The sequence below is a fragment of the Gracilibacillus suaedae genome, from assembly GCF_017599345.1.
Classification (GTDB): domain Bacteria; phylum Bacillota; class Bacilli; order Bacillales; family Amphibacillaceae; genus Gracilibacillus; species Gracilibacillus suaedae.
The window spans coordinates 1-14,880 of the sequence record NZ_JAGFVL010000049.1 but is presented as its reverse complement, the minus strand read 5'-3'; the positions used below and the strand labels follow the sequence as shown (position 1 = coordinate 14,880).

At 38.0% G+C, this 14,880-nt stretch carries 11 protein-coding genes; 1 reads left to right on the top strand and 10 read right to left on the bottom strand.

Annotation, left to right across the window (positions count from 1 at the left end; translation table 11 throughout):
• Positions 1-15: 15 nt before the first annotated feature.
• Positions 16-780, bottom strand: coding sequence for an IclR family transcriptional regulator (locus tag J5J03_RS14710; protein ID WP_208590533.1), 765 nt, complete (start codon positions 778-780; stop codon positions 16-18).
• A gap of 327 nt (positions 781-1,107) precedes the next feature.
• On the opposite strand from J5J03_RS14710, the gene J5J03_RS22260 reads away from it, so the two are divergent.
• Entirely contained in the window at positions 1,108-1,278 is a 171-nt protein-coding gene (locus J5J03_RS22260; RefSeq protein ID WP_331460502.1) for a PH domain-containing protein, read from the top strand.
• 357 nt (positions 1,279-1,635) lie between these two features.
• On the opposite strand, the gene J5J03_RS14700 is transcribed toward J5J03_RS22260, so the two are convergent.
• The 9 genes from J5J03_RS14700 to J5J03_RS14660 all read right to left on the bottom strand — a co-directional run bounded on the left by J5J03_RS14700 (position 1,636) and on the right by J5J03_RS14660 (position 14,757).
• Positions 1,636-3,687 carry a beta-galactosidase gene (locus tag J5J03_RS14700; protein ID WP_269435834.1) on the bottom strand — a complete coding sequence of 684 codons (2,052 nt, stop codon included), beginning with the start codon at positions 3,685-3,687 and terminating at the stop codon, positions 1,636-1,638.
• Positions 3,688-3,695: 8 nt separating this feature from the next.
• Positions 3,696-4,775, bottom strand: coding sequence for a glycoside hydrolase family 53 protein (locus J5J03_RS14695; protein ID WP_208590532.1), 1,080 nt, complete (start codon positions 4,773-4,775; stop codon positions 3,696-3,698).
• A 24-nt stretch (positions 4,776-4,799) separates the two neighbouring features.
• Entirely contained in the window at positions 4,800-5,642 is an 843-nt protein-coding gene (locus J5J03_RS14690) for a sugar ABC transporter permease (protein WP_208590530.1), read from the bottom strand.
• Entirely contained in the window at positions 5,642-6,955 is a 1,314-nt protein-coding gene (locus tag J5J03_RS14685; protein ID WP_231710769.1) for a carbohydrate ABC transporter permease, read from the bottom strand. The genes J5J03_RS14690 and J5J03_RS14685 overlap by 1 nt, the downstream gene beginning before the upstream one ends.
• Positions 6,956-7,022: 67 nt before the next feature.
• Positions 7,023-8,321, bottom strand: a complete 1,299-nt coding sequence (locus tag J5J03_RS14680; protein WP_231710768.1) for a sugar ABC transporter substrate-binding protein — start codon at positions 8,319-8,321, stop codon at positions 7,023-7,025.
• Positions 8,322-8,799: 478 nt separating this feature from the next.
• Positions 8,800-9,639 (bottom strand): helix-turn-helix domain-containing protein, encoded by an 840-nt coding sequence (locus J5J03_RS14675; protein WP_208590526.1) that lies wholly within the window; start codon positions 9,637-9,639, stop codon positions 8,800-8,802.
• A 73-nt stretch (positions 9,640-9,712) separates the two neighbouring features.
• Positions 9,713-10,903: an ROK family transcriptional regulator gene (locus tag J5J03_RS14670; protein ID WP_208590525.1), complete on the bottom strand. Its 1,191-nt coding sequence runs from the start codon at positions 10,901-10,903 to the stop codon at positions 9,713-9,715.
• Between the two features lie 45 nt (positions 10,904-10,948).
• A complete protein-coding gene (locus J5J03_RS14665; RefSeq protein WP_208590524.1) occupies positions 10,949-12,517 on the bottom strand; it encodes an FMN-binding glutamate synthase family protein in 1,569 nt (522 codons plus the stop codon).
• Between the two features lie 956 nt (positions 12,518-13,473).
• Complete coding sequence (locus J5J03_RS14660) at positions 13,474-14,757, bottom strand: IS110 family RNA-guided transposase (protein ID WP_208587795.1); 1,284 nt, start codon at positions 14,755-14,757, stop codon at positions 13,474-13,476.
• Positions 14,758-14,880 lie beyond the last annotated feature (123 nt).

The window sequence follows — 14,880 nt, the reverse complement described above, 5'->3', positions numbered from 1 at the left end:
CAACACTCCTTTCACCTAGTTTTTGATATAACCTAATTTTGCGGATATCTGTTTACTTTGCGTTAAAATAGCTTGTGCTAAATCCTCTTTAACCCTTTCTTTTGTCACTCGATCAGCAGGTCCTGCAATACTGATAGCAGCAACGACGTTACCATCATGATCATAAATCGGAGCTGCAATACAGCGAATACCTTTTTCGTGCTCCTGTTCATCGATTGCATATCCTCTATCTTGAATTTCCCTTAATTCTTTTTGCAGATTGGCTTTATCGGTAATCGTGGTCTCTGTGAATTTCGGCAGTCCTTTTTCTGCAATTAAATGATCTAATTGCTCTTGTGTGAAGCCTGAGAGCAACGCTTTTCCTACCCCTGTACAATGCATTAAAGCTCTTCTTCCAATTTGAGAATACATTCTTAATGTTTGATCACTTTCCACTTTGTCAATGTAAACGACTTCATTATTATCATGGATACATAAGTGCACTACTTCACCTGAGCTTTTTGCTAGATTGTGTAATGCTTCTTTCGCAACTTTTCGGATATCCAATTGATTCAACAAGGAACTCGCTAAAACAAGACATTGAATACCAAGTCGATAATGACCTGTCTGTTCGTCTTGTTGTACATAGCCGTTTGTCATTAATGTGCTTAACAGACGATGTACGGTGCTTTTTGCTAGTGATAATTCCTTGGAAAGATTCGCGATACTTAAACCTTCCGGATGTGCTGACAATATTTCTAAAATAGAAAGCGTTCGTTCTACTGATTGAACTTGGGACATAATTACTTCTCCTTTTAAAATGTTCCGCATTATGGAACATCATTCTTATAAGTGGAACACCTTAATTCTACCTGTTTATTTATAGATTCGTCAAGCGGCTAATCGCTTGTCTACGTGGCAAAGGTTACCTATCTGGAATAAATATTTCCATATGGGAGTTGATTATATGTCTTTTCGCTCTAAAGTGGATCAAATTTTTATTATATTCATATTTACTGCAGTTTTAATTATAGGAGTTTTTACGTTATTACCCTTGTTCTTCGCTGACATTAATGGAATTGGTGACATTATTTTATCTACATTTATAATCACAGTTGTATTTATTTTATGGGTAACATTTTCTTTAAAGATCATTTATTGGTGAGAGGCGGTCCATTTTATAGTCGTATCCCATATGAACATATAACAAAGATATATAGAACAAATATATTTATACTGGTTATCGGGTATTGTCATCTACAGATGGAATTGAAATCTTCTACCAATCCGCATTGTTAGGAAGCGTTAAAATTCACCTAAAGAATCGGAACTTTTTATTTCTGAGATAAAGAAATGCTGTCCAAATATTTAAATACAGTTGTAGATTTCTTCAGTTAACGGGACTTTAATGTAAAAAAGTGCTCTTCCTACATAGATGATCACTTAAGATTATTTGGGACATCTTATTCCACCTTCTCGAGGGTCGTGTAAAAATACCCATGTACGATTACTTTGGTAGCAATGATGAAAATAAATGTACAGCATTACCTCCACTCCAACTACCCACTTCCATGATTCAACGGGTGGCCGCTCACTTCAACTCCTTTGGGGTAGAATAAAGGCATTCCTATTCAAGGAATGCCTTTAAAACTCGTTTTATTTTTTCAATACTTTAACACCGAATCCATCCAATGAGACAGCTCCTAGTACTTCATTGTCTGTGAGCAAATCTCGATAAGTCTGACCACCCAAGTTAATATTTTTTATCTGATTTGAAAAGTTCATTAAAAACAAGAATTCGTTTGTGCCATCTGTTCGAACTTGAGCACTAACGTCTTTTGGTAGTAAGCCACCAGTCGCTCGTTTCAATGATAGCTGATCTGCTAGCTTTTCAAAAAAAGCACGATGGAACGGCTGATCATTTCTCGAAGCAATATAATATGCTTTTCCTTTGCCATATTGATTTACTGTAAGCGCAGGTCTTCCTGCATAAAAATCACTGCCATACTGTGCTAGTGCTTCCGCGCCTTCTAAATGGATTAAATCACACAATTCTTTTGCTTCAAATTCACCACGCAAGTCTAATTCATTATTGCCTACTACTTTAATGCGATTAGTTTCGCCATCATATAAACCATCAATCTCTTCCGACCAGATTCCTAACGTTTTACGTAATGGACCTGGGAAGCCACCGAGGAAACAAAGGTCATTTTCATCGACAATGCCGGACCAGTAAGTCGTAACAAAAGTCCCGCCATTTTGAACAAATTTTTCAATATTTTCGCCGACTCCAGGTCTGACCATATAGAGCATTGGTGCCACTACTAATTTATATTTAGAAAGATTTTTTTCGGAATCAATCACATCTACCGCAATACCTTGTTCCCAAAATGCCTGATAATGCTCTGTCACAGTACGCTCATAATGAATACCAGCATTACGGGGGCCTTGAGCATCTTTGACTGCCCAGCGATTTTCGGTATCAAAAATAATCGCTACCTCTGCATCAACTGTTGAACCAACTACTTCATCTAAATTGGCCAAGCCTTCCCCCAGCTCTTGAACCTCTTGGAATACACGTGTATGCTCATGTCCAGCATGGTCTACCACTGCACCATGGAATTTTTCACTGGAGCCGCGACTTTTACGCCATTGGAAGTATTGGACGGAATCAGAGCCATGTGCTACCGCTTGTAATGATGATAAAACATGCATACCTGGCTTTTTCAGCTTACTGATCGGCTGCCAATTCGTTAAACTTGGCGTGCTCTCCATTAATAAAAATGGCTTGCCATCTTTTAAGGAACGGAACCAGTCATGATTCATCGCCGTGTAAGCAGCGAGATAGGACTCACCTTGTTTATCATGCCATGTAGGATAGGAATCCCATGAGATCACATCGATGTCATCAGTGAATTTTGCGTAGTTTAAACCTTCAAATGCTTCCATAAAGTTTGCTGTTGCCGGCATTTCAGGATTAACAGCTTTTAATGGCTTTACTTCATGACGATAAAAATCTAATGTTTGATCCGTGACAAAGCGTCTCCAATCAAGGTTTTGGCCATGTACCATTGTTTCTCCGTGTGGTGCAGGAGATTCCACTTGAGACCAACTCGAATAAGTATGACTCCAGAACGTTGTCCACCATGCATCATTTAATGCATCTAACGTTTGATACTTTTTCTTAAGCCATTCACGGAACGCATCTTGACAATATTCACAATGGCACTCCCCACCATATTCGTTGGACACATGCCAGCCGATTACTGCTGGGTGGTCAGCATAGCGTTCTGCTAATTTGCTATTCATTATCTCTACTTTTTCTCGATATACAGGTGATGTAAAGCAGTGATTATGGCGCATTCCGTGCAGATTTCGTACACGGTTAGCCCCTACTCGTAATACTTCTGGATACTTTTCCGACATCCATGCCGGTCTTGCACCACTTGGTGTCGCCAGAAAAGCATACATCCCATTTTCGTGAAAGGTATCCAGTAATTGATCCATCCATTCAAATGTAAATATTCCTTCTTCTGGCTCCAATTTCGCCCAGGAAAAAATCCCGACTGACATCACGTTACATTTAGCAAGCTTCATTAAGCGAATGTCTTCCGCTAATACTTCTGGGAATTTATCCCATTGCTCCGGATTATAGTCTGCACCATGCAGCATTTTTGGTATTTTGTTGCTTACTGGGTTAAACTTCATCGTATCATCTAACTCCTTCTTGTTGGTTTTTCATTAGCGAATGCATCTAGTCCCATTAATCTGTTGCCTTCATAATCAAATAAAGTTAAATGAGACCAATTATTTTCATGGCCGACTGACCACTTTTGCTTAGAAGGAATCCAACACGGTTCCCAATAATAAATGCCTTTACCTAAATTATCTGGTGTTTGTTTTACTGTTTCCATTAACATTTCCAAATAAGCTTTTTGACCCTCTGCTGTGGCAGGGTATCCCGGTACAAGATGTTCACGAAAATCCGGTTCATCATCTATCTCTGGAATTTCATCTGGCACAATCCATGGATAAGCAACTTCCACTACTATTATTTCTTTCTGATAACGAGTTGCGATATCTTCCATATTTATTTCAAAATCTTCATATGGACCATGCCACCAAGGATAATAGGAGAGACCGATCACATCATATTCAAGCTGATACTTTTCCATTTGATCGTAGAATTTACGTGAACCAAGATTATCTCCTCCTCGGTCAATATGGATCATTGTTTTTATTTGGCCGGTGTCCTTTGTGGCAGCTTGTACGCCATCCAGTCCTGCTTTAATAAGTGGAATAATTCCATCCCAATTCTCCACTTCCCCTGATTGCTCTTCTTTATAAATCTTTCCGTCTTCCCATAACATTCCATTCGTAATCTCGTTACCAATCTGAACCATGTCTGGTGTTAGATCTTCTTTCTTAAAAGCTTCGATAACTTCTTTTGTATAACTATATACGGCTTCGACAAGCTCATCAAAGCTTAGATTCTCCCAGGCTTTTGGCTTTGTCTGCTTGCCTGGGTCTGCCCAATAGTCGGAATAATGAAAGTCTAGTAAAAAATTCATATTATAGGCTTTTATTCTTTTGGCCATTTTTATCGTTCTATCTAAATTACAATATCCCCCAGTGGGTGTATGCCATAATCGTAAACGGACAGCATTAACTCCGGCACGATGCAATATTTCCATCACATCGACGGCTTTACCATTCTCATAATACTGTCCACCTTCTGTCTCTACCTCATCGACAAATGACAAATCGACACCCTTAATAAACTCTTTTTGTGTCATATATAAATCCTCCAAAATTGATGATTATCCTTTTGTTCCACCTGCTGTTAGACCAGATATCAAATAACGCTGTAAGAACAAATACACAACCGCTACCGGTATCGCAATTAATATGGCACCAGCTGTAAATCTTGTAAAGTTGTTAGAGAATTGATCATTTATAAAGTTAAATAATCCTAACGCAATCGTGTAATTCTCCGGACTGTTCAATACGATAGAAGGTAATATAAAGTCAAATAAAGGTGTCATAAAATTGAATAACGCAACTACGGCTAGAATTGGTTTTGCCAGTGGTAATATAATTCGCCAAAACACGGTAAAGTGACCTGCTCCATCAATTCGAGCGGCTTCATCTAACTCTCTTGGGATTGTATCTAAGTAACCTTTTACAAGCCATGCATTAAAAGGAATTTGACTTCCAACATATATTAGGATTAAGCCTGTTAATGAATCCAGTAATCCTACTAAGTGTAAGAAAATATACAAAGCTACCATCGCCATCATAACGGGGAACATCTGCAATATTAGAAACGTATATAACGCAGAAGTTCTCCCAACGAATTTATACCTAGAAAATGAAAATGCGACAACCGACGTCATAATGACAGAGAACAAGGCAGCGCAGCCTGAAACAATCATACTGTTCTTATACCATGTTACATAGTTACTTCTCGGGTCGGTAAACAACCATTTATAATGCTCTAACGACCAGTTTTCCGGAATAATGGAAGAGGAGTAGAGACTCTGTCCAGGGTTTAATGACATACCAATAGCCCAAACAATCGGGTAAAGGATAATCACTGTCATAAACGCAAAAATAGCATATATACCGGTTAACTCCAATGCTGATTTTAATTTTGGACTCATTAGATATTCCCCTCCTCTTTAAATGAATTGGTACGTCTGAATTGGAAAAAGGCAAATACCGAAACGATTAAACCAATGATTAAGGAAATCGCAGCAGCCATGCTGTAATTGTTCGTATCAAATGTTAATTTATATACCCATGAAATCAAAATATCTGTTCCACCGGCATTTTGCCCCTGCACAGCTGGTCCACCTTCATTAAAGAGATAAATAATATTAAAGTTATTAAAATTTGTAGTGTATTGAATGATTAATAATGGTGCTGTTGCAAACAACACGTGCGGCAAAGTAATATTCTTGAATTTCTGCAGGCGTGTTGCACCATCTACTTCAGCTGCTTCATACCACTCAGATGAGATACTTTGGAGCACCCCTGAGAACAGTGCAAATACGAATGGATACCCTAACCATGTCTGGATCATGATTAATACCATTTTCGTATAGGTTGGGTCCGTTAACCATGGTAGTCCATTGCCGCCAATTAACGGTATAATAATATCACGGTTTATCGCTCCAAATTCATCATTAAACATAGCCGCAAAAATTAAAATCGACACAAACCCTGGTACTGCCCATGGCAAAATCAGGATTGTACGTATCGTCTTTTTAAATTTTACCCGCTTATCATTTACTAATACGGCTAAAATCAAACCGACAACGATTTGGAAAGATGTTGCTACAACTGTCCAGATTATAGTCCAGCCAAATACACTAATAAACGTATTTTGCCAAATCGGGACGGTTGCTAAATCTGTAAAATTAGCAAACCCAATCCATTCTACTAAATATCTTGGTGGAGAATTGTAAAGATCATAGTTTGTAAAGGCTAAAGCAATTGCAAATAAAAGCGGAAAAACAACTGTAAAAATCAGCAACACTAATCCAGGCGCTGTCATAATATACGGGAACGCTTTATCATAGCTATTTTTAATTGCTTGTTTAAAAGTTGGAGGCTGCCAGCCATTATTTAGTAAAATCGCCTGTTTTCTTGCATCCCGCACATTAAAGATATATAACATGAATGCGAATGCAATTAAAATTAAGGAAACAATCCCATAAACGAGTAAATAAATTGAATGATCGACCCCTGGAATTGTTCCTAATGTAACAATTCCCCAAAGTCCTAACCAAAGAAAATCAAAAGTCGCTAGGATAAAGGCAATTTCCAATATCATAAAAGAAATTCCCTTCATATAGCGCTTATTATAGATTTGACCTAATCCTGCTAGTAAAATGGAAAGAACCATTGCTACATTTGGATTCATTTTTTTTTGATAGCTGGTTAGTTGCTCTTGTTCTTGATGCTGGGACATAGATACCACCTCTTTCTATTAGTACAAAATGGAGAGTGGAAAAGCAGACTTTTCCACTCCAAGTTGATTATTCTTCTCCTGATAAGCCACCGGAAACATCCATATTATCTTTAATATTTTGAACGGTGTCTGTTAGTGCTTCTTCGACATCTGCATCGTTATTAATCAATTCAATTGCAACATCCATATCCCAAACCTGTGCCATTTGAGGGATGTTTGGCATTGGTGTACCCTGTGGTACTTGTTCTGTGTATCCTGCATACATTGGATCATCTACTGCATCAAGAATTTCAGGTTTTGGCGGTAATTCACCAGTTACATCAAAGTAAGCTTGTGAATTTTCATCATTCGTCATAAATTTAGCTATATCTTCTGCCCATTCCGGTTGATCACTATAATAAGAGACTAACCATGATTTTACTCCGATGAAGGATGGAGCAATTTCACCATTCATTTTTGGAAGTGGAGCTGTTGCAACACTGTCTCCAAGTGCTTCTTTATATATTGGCATATTCCATGGTCCGCTAAATACCATACCAACTTTACCTTCCGTAAATAGACCGTCTAATACGTCAACGGTTAATGTTTTTGGCATTAAGCCTTCGCTAATAAATTCCTGATATTTAGTTAAACCTTCAACTGCACCTTCGTTATCTAGCCCAATATCAGTTGGGTCATATACACCATCCTCTTCACCAAACACGTATCCACCATAAGCGTTCATAAAGGAGTACAAGTAATAAAATTCTGGTGATACTAAAAACCCATATTGATCATTGCTAGCGTCCGTAACCTCTTTAGACATATCGAATACTTCATCAATAGTTTCTGGTACACTATCGATAATGTCCTTATTGTAATAGGCAAAATATGTTTCTACTGCTACTGGAGCACCGTAAATATCTCCATCATACGTAAAAGCATTAATTGCTTCTTCGGTAAATCCGTCTATTTCCTCTTGAGAATAATCAATTGGCAATGCTAAACCTTGCGCAATGACATCCCCTAAACTGTCCTGAGGCTGGAAAAATAAATCCGGTCCATCACCGGTAGGACCTGCAAGTGCTAATTCTTCTACCTGATCAGGTAATGCTACTCTTTTATAAGAGATTTCAATTCCTGTTTCTTCAGTATACTTTTCAAACATTTCCACTGAAATATCTTCTGCAATATCTTCATCATTAATCCATACAACCAGTTCCTCTGGCTTTTCTTGCTCTTGTGATTCTTCTGTACCTTCTGATCCTTCGTTATTGTCGGTAGCTTCCTCTACTCCTTCACGTTCTGGAGCACATGCTGCAAGTAAAAGCACAAACATTGCCATTGATAATAAACCCCATAAAGTTTTCTCTTTAAACAACTTCATGACCTCCTTAATAAATTAATTTAATTATCTCTACAGAATTTATTATAAAGCGATTTCATAATGATTTATATATCAAATTATTCTATATTACTTTCAAATAATGAAACACATCCGATAACATGATAGATGTCATTCATTGCTAATCATATGAAAATAACTATGAAGTTACATTTATAAATAATCGGAAGAAATTTATCAGAAAGTGAAGGATAGAGAGCCTGAACATCCCCCCATCATTGTATAGTTAAAGAAACTATTCGCAGAGGATTACATGCATAAAATTGGATAAAGGAGAATTCATAAATAAAGTGGGAATATGACCAGTAGCCGAGACTTACAGACGTTTAGCACTGATAAAATCCTAAAAGATGAAACTAAGCACTAGTAGATGAGTAACATAGATTAGCCTTTATTAATTATCTGTTTTTCTTCCTACTATTCTAGTGTTCTAACGATACTTAATATAAAACCTGCACCACTATTGATACAGGTTCCGGTAAGTGGAAGGTGTAATACCTTCGCGTTTTTTAAATGTTGTAACAAAGTGGCTGACACCATTAAACCCAACTTGTTTGGCAATCTCTTTCAAAGATAAATCCGGTGTAGTGATCAAAATGCGTTTGGCTTCTCTGATTCGTAATTGTACAAGAAAAGAATAAGGACTAATACCGAATGTATCATGAAACATAGTATTTAAATGTTGGGAGCTAACTTGTGCTTTTTCCGACATTTCTAATAAACCAATGTCTTGTGGATAGACTTGTTCCAACCACTCAACAATACCTCTTATTTTTTCAAATGATTGCAAGACAGACAGTTTATTATTCATTTGACCATATTTTTTCAAACGCATTAAAAATTGATAAAGATCAGCTGAAATTTCATGAGCTAAATGATGCGGGTCCTGAAACACTTCCAACTTCCCAATAATTTTCTCCATGTGTCTACTAAAAGATATATTTTCATTTTCTTCATAGAAAGCTGAATAGTTCATATCTAGCGCATTTAAAATAGGATCTATCGCTGCTCCAGTAAAAGTAATATAGTATGTTTCCCAATGTTCACTAGCTTCGTGATCAGAGTAATATTTATGAGGGGTATATGGCGTTAACAAAATACCTTTGCCTGATGGTAAAGAAAAGGATTGATTGGCTAGTTCAATGATTCCCTCTCCTTTCACCGTTTGCAACCAATGATAATAGGGATATCCTTCAGGCCGATTAAAGTCCAATTCATACGGATTATAACCAATACTTTCAATATATAAGGGAAGAGGGTTTTCGGAAACGGAAAAAGTAAATCGTTTTTTCACAGCCACTTTATCACAACTTTCTTAACAAATAGTACTTTTCAACTACTATTATAAAGTAAAATAGTAATAATGGATACTCCTACTCTACTACCGGCTCAAATAGTTCACTCAAAATCAGTGCTACTGCACCAAGCGAAGAACCATATTCACCTAATTTAGATAGATAGACTGGTGTTCTCTTTGCTCTTTCTGATATCGCTCTTGTTTTAATCGTGTCCATAATCGGATCCAGAATAAAGGAGTCAGCATTTGAAACTCCGCCGCCAATAATAATAGTACTAGGATTACATACGTGAATTAAATTGGTCAGTGCAATTCCTAAATAAGTTCCCGCTTCCTTTAACACATCTTGGGCTAAGCGATCTCCCTCCATCGCCGCTTGATGTACATTCTCCGCTGTTATCGTTTCACGATACTCCGATAAGCTGCTTGCATTACCTTGCTCTAATAATTCGAATGCTTTCTCTGCAATCGCAGGCCCTGAAGCAACCGTTTGTAAACAACCTTCATTTCCACACGAACACTTTTTGCCATATAAATCAACTGTCATATGGCCTATTTCGCCAGCAATACCGTGTTCCCCACTATATAATTTTCCATCAATCACTAGACCGGCACCGATGCCTCGTCCCACATTCACCGCGATCATACTTTTAGCAGTCATTTGATTTTCAAACCATGCTTCTCCCAAGGCTAATGATTTTGCATCATTTTCTACTTTTACATCCATCTCAAACGCTGCTTCTAAATGATCTTTGATTGGTATATTTCGTAAGTTTAAGTTAGGTGCAAAAATTGAAATGCCTTGCTCAGAATCTACTACACCATGCATTGCCACACCAATCCCGATATATTGCAAGGAAGACTGTTTCGTTATTAATAGCTCAACTCCACTTGTAAGCATGTTTAGAAAGCTATCGTTAGTTAATTCTTGTGCTATTTTTTGTTCCACTTCATCTACGATTTTCCCAGCCAAGTCTGAAATGATAAAACGAATATCACTTGGACCTACGTCAATGCCAATAATATGAAAGCCATTCGTATTGAGTACTAACAACGTTGGTTTTCTTCCACCTTGTGAAATACCGAGCTGACTTTCTTTGATCAGCCCTTGCTCCAACAGTTCTTTCACGATACTTCCAACAGTTGGTGGTGTTAACTGTGTCTCTTTAGCAATTTGTGCACGTGAAATAGAGCCAGCCGTCCTAATTTTATTTAAAATAATAGATTTATTGATTGATTTCATCCATTGAAAACTTCCACGCTGCATCTTCTTCCCCCGACTTTCTTAATATACTTAAATAAGTATATCACATTATTTATTTGTCATTAAATGATTTTCGTATACTACATCGTACAGATCTTTATAAGCAACATGTTTCTCTCTTAATTGTGTCGGGGATTCTATACCTGCAGCTGCCGCTATATTATAGAGTCCTTCTCTAATTGATATCACATAATTAGTTACTCGATAAGATTTCTCTTCAATATCCAATCCTCTTTGCAGTTTCGGATCTGTTGTTGCTACACCTACAGGGCAATGATTCGTATGACACACTTGTGCCATAATACATCCTGTTGTGATCATAAATGCTCTAGCAACCTGGACTAAATCTGCTCCTAGTGCTAAAGCAAAAGCAATTCGGTCCGGAGTAAACAATTTACCAGATGCAATAATTTTCACTCGCTCACGAACCCCTGCCTGAACTAATGCATTATGAAGGATCGGAATCGCAGACTTAATCGGAAGCCCTACACTATCCGTTAGCTCCTGGAAAGTAGCCCCTGTTCCACCTTCTCCCCCATCGACAGAAATAAAATCTGGTTTCTTCCCCGTTTCTTTCATCGCTTCTGCTAATTGATACACATCCTTTTCTTGCCCGACAACTATTTTTATGCCAACCGGTTTTTCGGTTACCTCACGTATTTGTTCAACAAAATCTAACAAACCATGAACATCTGAAAATTGCTGGAACCGATTCGGGCTGTCATTCGATTGATATGGCACAATACCTCGATCTCTAGCAATTTCTTCCGTTACTTTTTCCGCCTCTAGATGCCCGCCACGTGTTTTTGCACCTTGGGCGAGCTTCAATTCAAAGGCTTTTATTTGGTCAATAGTAGCCTTCTTTTTTAGTTGCTCCCAAGACATTTCCCCGTCAGGAGTGCGCACACCGTATAAACCTGGACCAATTTGCAAGACTAAATCTACATTACCTTTTAAATGATAGGAAGATAAGCCACCTTCTCCCGTATTCATCCATGTACCACCGGCACGTCCGAGTCCGATAGAAAGTGCAGTAATAGCCCTTTCACCAAGCGCACCATAACTCATTCCAGCCATACCGATTAATCCTCGCACATGAAAAGGGTTTTCTGTTTCTGGACCAATTACAATTTCATGCTCCTTGCCTAGTAAATAAGGGGATACTTTCTGTGCCTGACGGTGTTCTTTTCTGGCAAAAAGGTTTTCCTTATCAATGTGATATATCTTTGTATCCACTTTTGGTTCGTGGTCAATCGATAATTCTTCTTTCAACTTTGGGAACATGGTGTTTTTAATATAATAGCCTGGCTGATCAAAATCTCGCTTGGAACCAAAACCTTCTAATCTTTTTTTATATTTTGCCGGCATGACAATATGGAGATAATCTTTTCTAGAAAATGGCTTCCCTGTATCATCTTCGGTAAACAGATATTGCCTTAGCTCTGGCCCAATATTTTCCAAAAAATAACGAACCCTTCCTATTAGTGGATAATTACGTAAGACTGCGTGTCTTTTTTGATTTCGGTCTTTCCAAAACCATAGAATCATAAGTGCCCCAGGAATAATTAAAATTACCAATACAATTGCCAATAAAATAACGGAAGCGATATCCGCCATATTCCCCCTCCATTCTATAACTTTCTTTTATGTATGATGCTTTTTAGAATGAGAATACGCACTACTGCGCTCATTATTAAAAGCAAATTAGGAAAGAATAGATTTGTTGTTGACCGATAGCTACTAAAGGAATCGCAAATCTACTTAGCATTAAGTGATCAGGATGAGCGGATTTTAATTAGTGTTCCTAATGCATATCTAAATAGTGTACAAATAGCAACTTCTTATGGTATAGGAAATCACTTATAAAGTTTATAAATCCAAATATAGGGCGATTCGTGAAGTCGCCTAGTTTCTGGACGCTTGCGTAGACAGACACCCAAATTTTATACTCCCTCTATATACTAACGTATTCTCTTGATTACTCTGTTTTTCTTAGAATTTCATCTACATATCAAGGACTACTTCACATCATAACTGGAGTCAACCAAATCATTTAGGGAATGATGGTGAAAAAGGGTGTACTTAATAAGCCATTCTTTCTGTTTTGAAAAAAATGGTAATTAGTTGTGCTATGATCGCACTCCATTCCCACAGTACTCATGGCGACAAACCCTCCCATATCTCACAGCGTCTTTGCGCATACATTCCTTCGTTCGGTCTATCCATGAAGTGGGGCCGGCGATGCTTTCCTCCAGGGTCATTGCCCGATCGTATATAAGTTTGCCGGCTGCTCCGTGGCTTCAGATGTTGTGTTTGTTTTCTTGATGTCATTCATGTGTTTCTATTTAAGATAATCTTTCATTCATACGCTACTATCGTCTGTAGTCTTTCTTTCACTACACTCTATTCATTGCACGGCTTGATGTGGAGAGGTGGGCATGATACCCTGATCCAACAGAGCCAATTTTTTACCATTTGATTCCTTGGCGAGGAGATCATGCCCATAGAGGCTCCATGTCAAGCCACTTAGGTATAACTGTCATTCCATGAAGAGAACATTACCAAATCTTTTGTTATACGGCATCTTTTAAACGAAAATGTGGGATATCCTGTAACATCTTTTCTGGACGAAAGGCTACTTGTTTCTTTCCAATGGCAAATAATACACGAATTAACTTACAACATAATGCAATTAAGGATTGTTTTTTCTTCAATGGATTTTCTTTTCTTGTCGTAAAATATTCATGTATTGCCTTAAATGCAGGATTGTGATTCACCAATGGCAGAATGACTTTAAACAACAGAGCACGTAATTTCGGGCGCCCTCTCTTCGTGATGATGGTTCTGCCTTTCCATTTACCGGACGTGGCCAGTTTCAAATTTAATCCTGCCAATTTAATGATTTGTTCAGGATGCGTATAGTTGCTTATATCGCCCACTTCTGCATAGAATGATGCGATCGTTACCTTGCCAACCCCTTTCATATCATCCATTTCTTTCACGCCTGGGATGGTATCTAGAAACTCCTCTACCACTTCCCATGCCTCTTCTATTTTCTCTTGAAGCAGGACATATTGTTCCATTAATGTTTTCAGTTTTAACCTAGCTAGGGTTTTTCCTTCTTGTATGCCAACAGAATGTCCGGCAACTTCTTTTAATTGTCGGATCTTTTTCAATCCCACTCCTTTTTTGACTGCTTTACGAATTTCATGCAAGATGGTAATGTCCTCTGTTTGGACGATTTCATCCGGAAACAATCCCATCTTGAGGACTTCCAAAGAGGCTTTTCCTTCCCAGTTGGAAAAGACCGTTGTATATTCAGGAAAATACCGGTCAATCCATTGATGAACACGACCTTTTACTGCTTGAAAATCCTTTATTAATTGCTCGTACAAATTCATACCTTCTCGCAGTTCTGCATAGATACCTTCTGGTAAATTCGGTTCCGAATAACGCCCATCTTGGATGAGACGGGATATTACTCTGGCATCTTTTACATCATTTTTGGTTGGTGAATTATCATCCAATTCTTTTGATTTCTTGACATGAGCCGGGTTGACAACAACGACTTTTAGCTGTTTTCCTTTTAACCAATAAGTTAAAGGTAACCAATAATGTCCCGTTGGTTCCATCCCCATGATAATATCCGTTTTTTCATGCTGGACGCATAATTCATCTTTCCAACACATGAGGCTCTCAAAGCCTTCCCATGAGTTATCAAAGTATAAAGCTTTTCCAAACTGTATGCCACGAAAATCTTGCGCACGTGCAACGTGTTTGTTTTTGGCGATATCAATCCCGATAATTAATGTTTGTTCCGTTACTTGTGATATTTTTTCATTTTGTTTATAATACATAATAGTCCTCCTTGGTTCTAATTAAGGGTCCTTTTCGCTGATCAGCTTTGGACACCTCGTATCATACCAAGGGGGTATTTTTTATTCAATACCCATTTTGCTTTATTACAGGAATGCTTTCCT

Bases quoted from the DNA above. Each gene is read 5' to 3' on its own strand.
- J5J03_RS14710 (WP_208590533.1), bottom strand. From the start codon at position 780: ATGTCCCAAGTTCAATCAGTAGAACGAACGCTTTCTATTTTAGAAATA.
- J5J03_RS22260 (WP_331460502.1), top strand. From the start codon at position 1,108: ATGGGTAACATTTTCTTTAAAGATCATTTATTGGTGAGAGGCGGTCCA.
- J5J03_RS14700 (WP_269435834.1), bottom strand. From the start codon at position 3,687: ATGAAGTTTAACCCAGTAAGCAACAAAATACCAAAAATGCTGCATGGT.
- J5J03_RS14695 (WP_208590532.1), bottom strand. From the start codon at position 4,775: ATGACACAAAAAGAGTTTATTAAGGGTGTCGATTTGTCATTTGTCGAT.
- J5J03_RS14690 (WP_208590530.1), bottom strand. From the start codon at position 5,642: ATGAGTCCAAAATTAAAATCAGCATTGGAGTTAACCGGTATATATGCT.
- J5J03_RS14685 (WP_231710769.1), bottom strand. From the start codon at position 6,955: ATGTCCCAGCATCAAGAACAAGAGCAACTAACCAGCTATCAAAAAAAA.
- J5J03_RS14680 (WP_231710768.1), bottom strand. From the start codon at position 8,321: ATGAAGTTGTTTAAAGAGAAAACTTTATGGGGTTTATTATCAATGGCA.
- J5J03_RS14670 (WP_208590525.1), bottom strand. From the start codon at position 10,903: ATGCAGCGTGGAAGTTTTCAATGGATGAAATCAATCAATAAATCTATT.
- J5J03_RS14665 (WP_208590524.1), bottom strand. From the start codon at position 12,517: ATGGCGGATATCGCTTCCGTTATTTTATTGGCAATTGTATTGGTAATT.
- J5J03_RS14660 (WP_208587795.1), bottom strand. From the start codon at position 14,757: ATGTATTATAAACAAAATGAAAAAATATCACAAGTAACGGAACAAACA.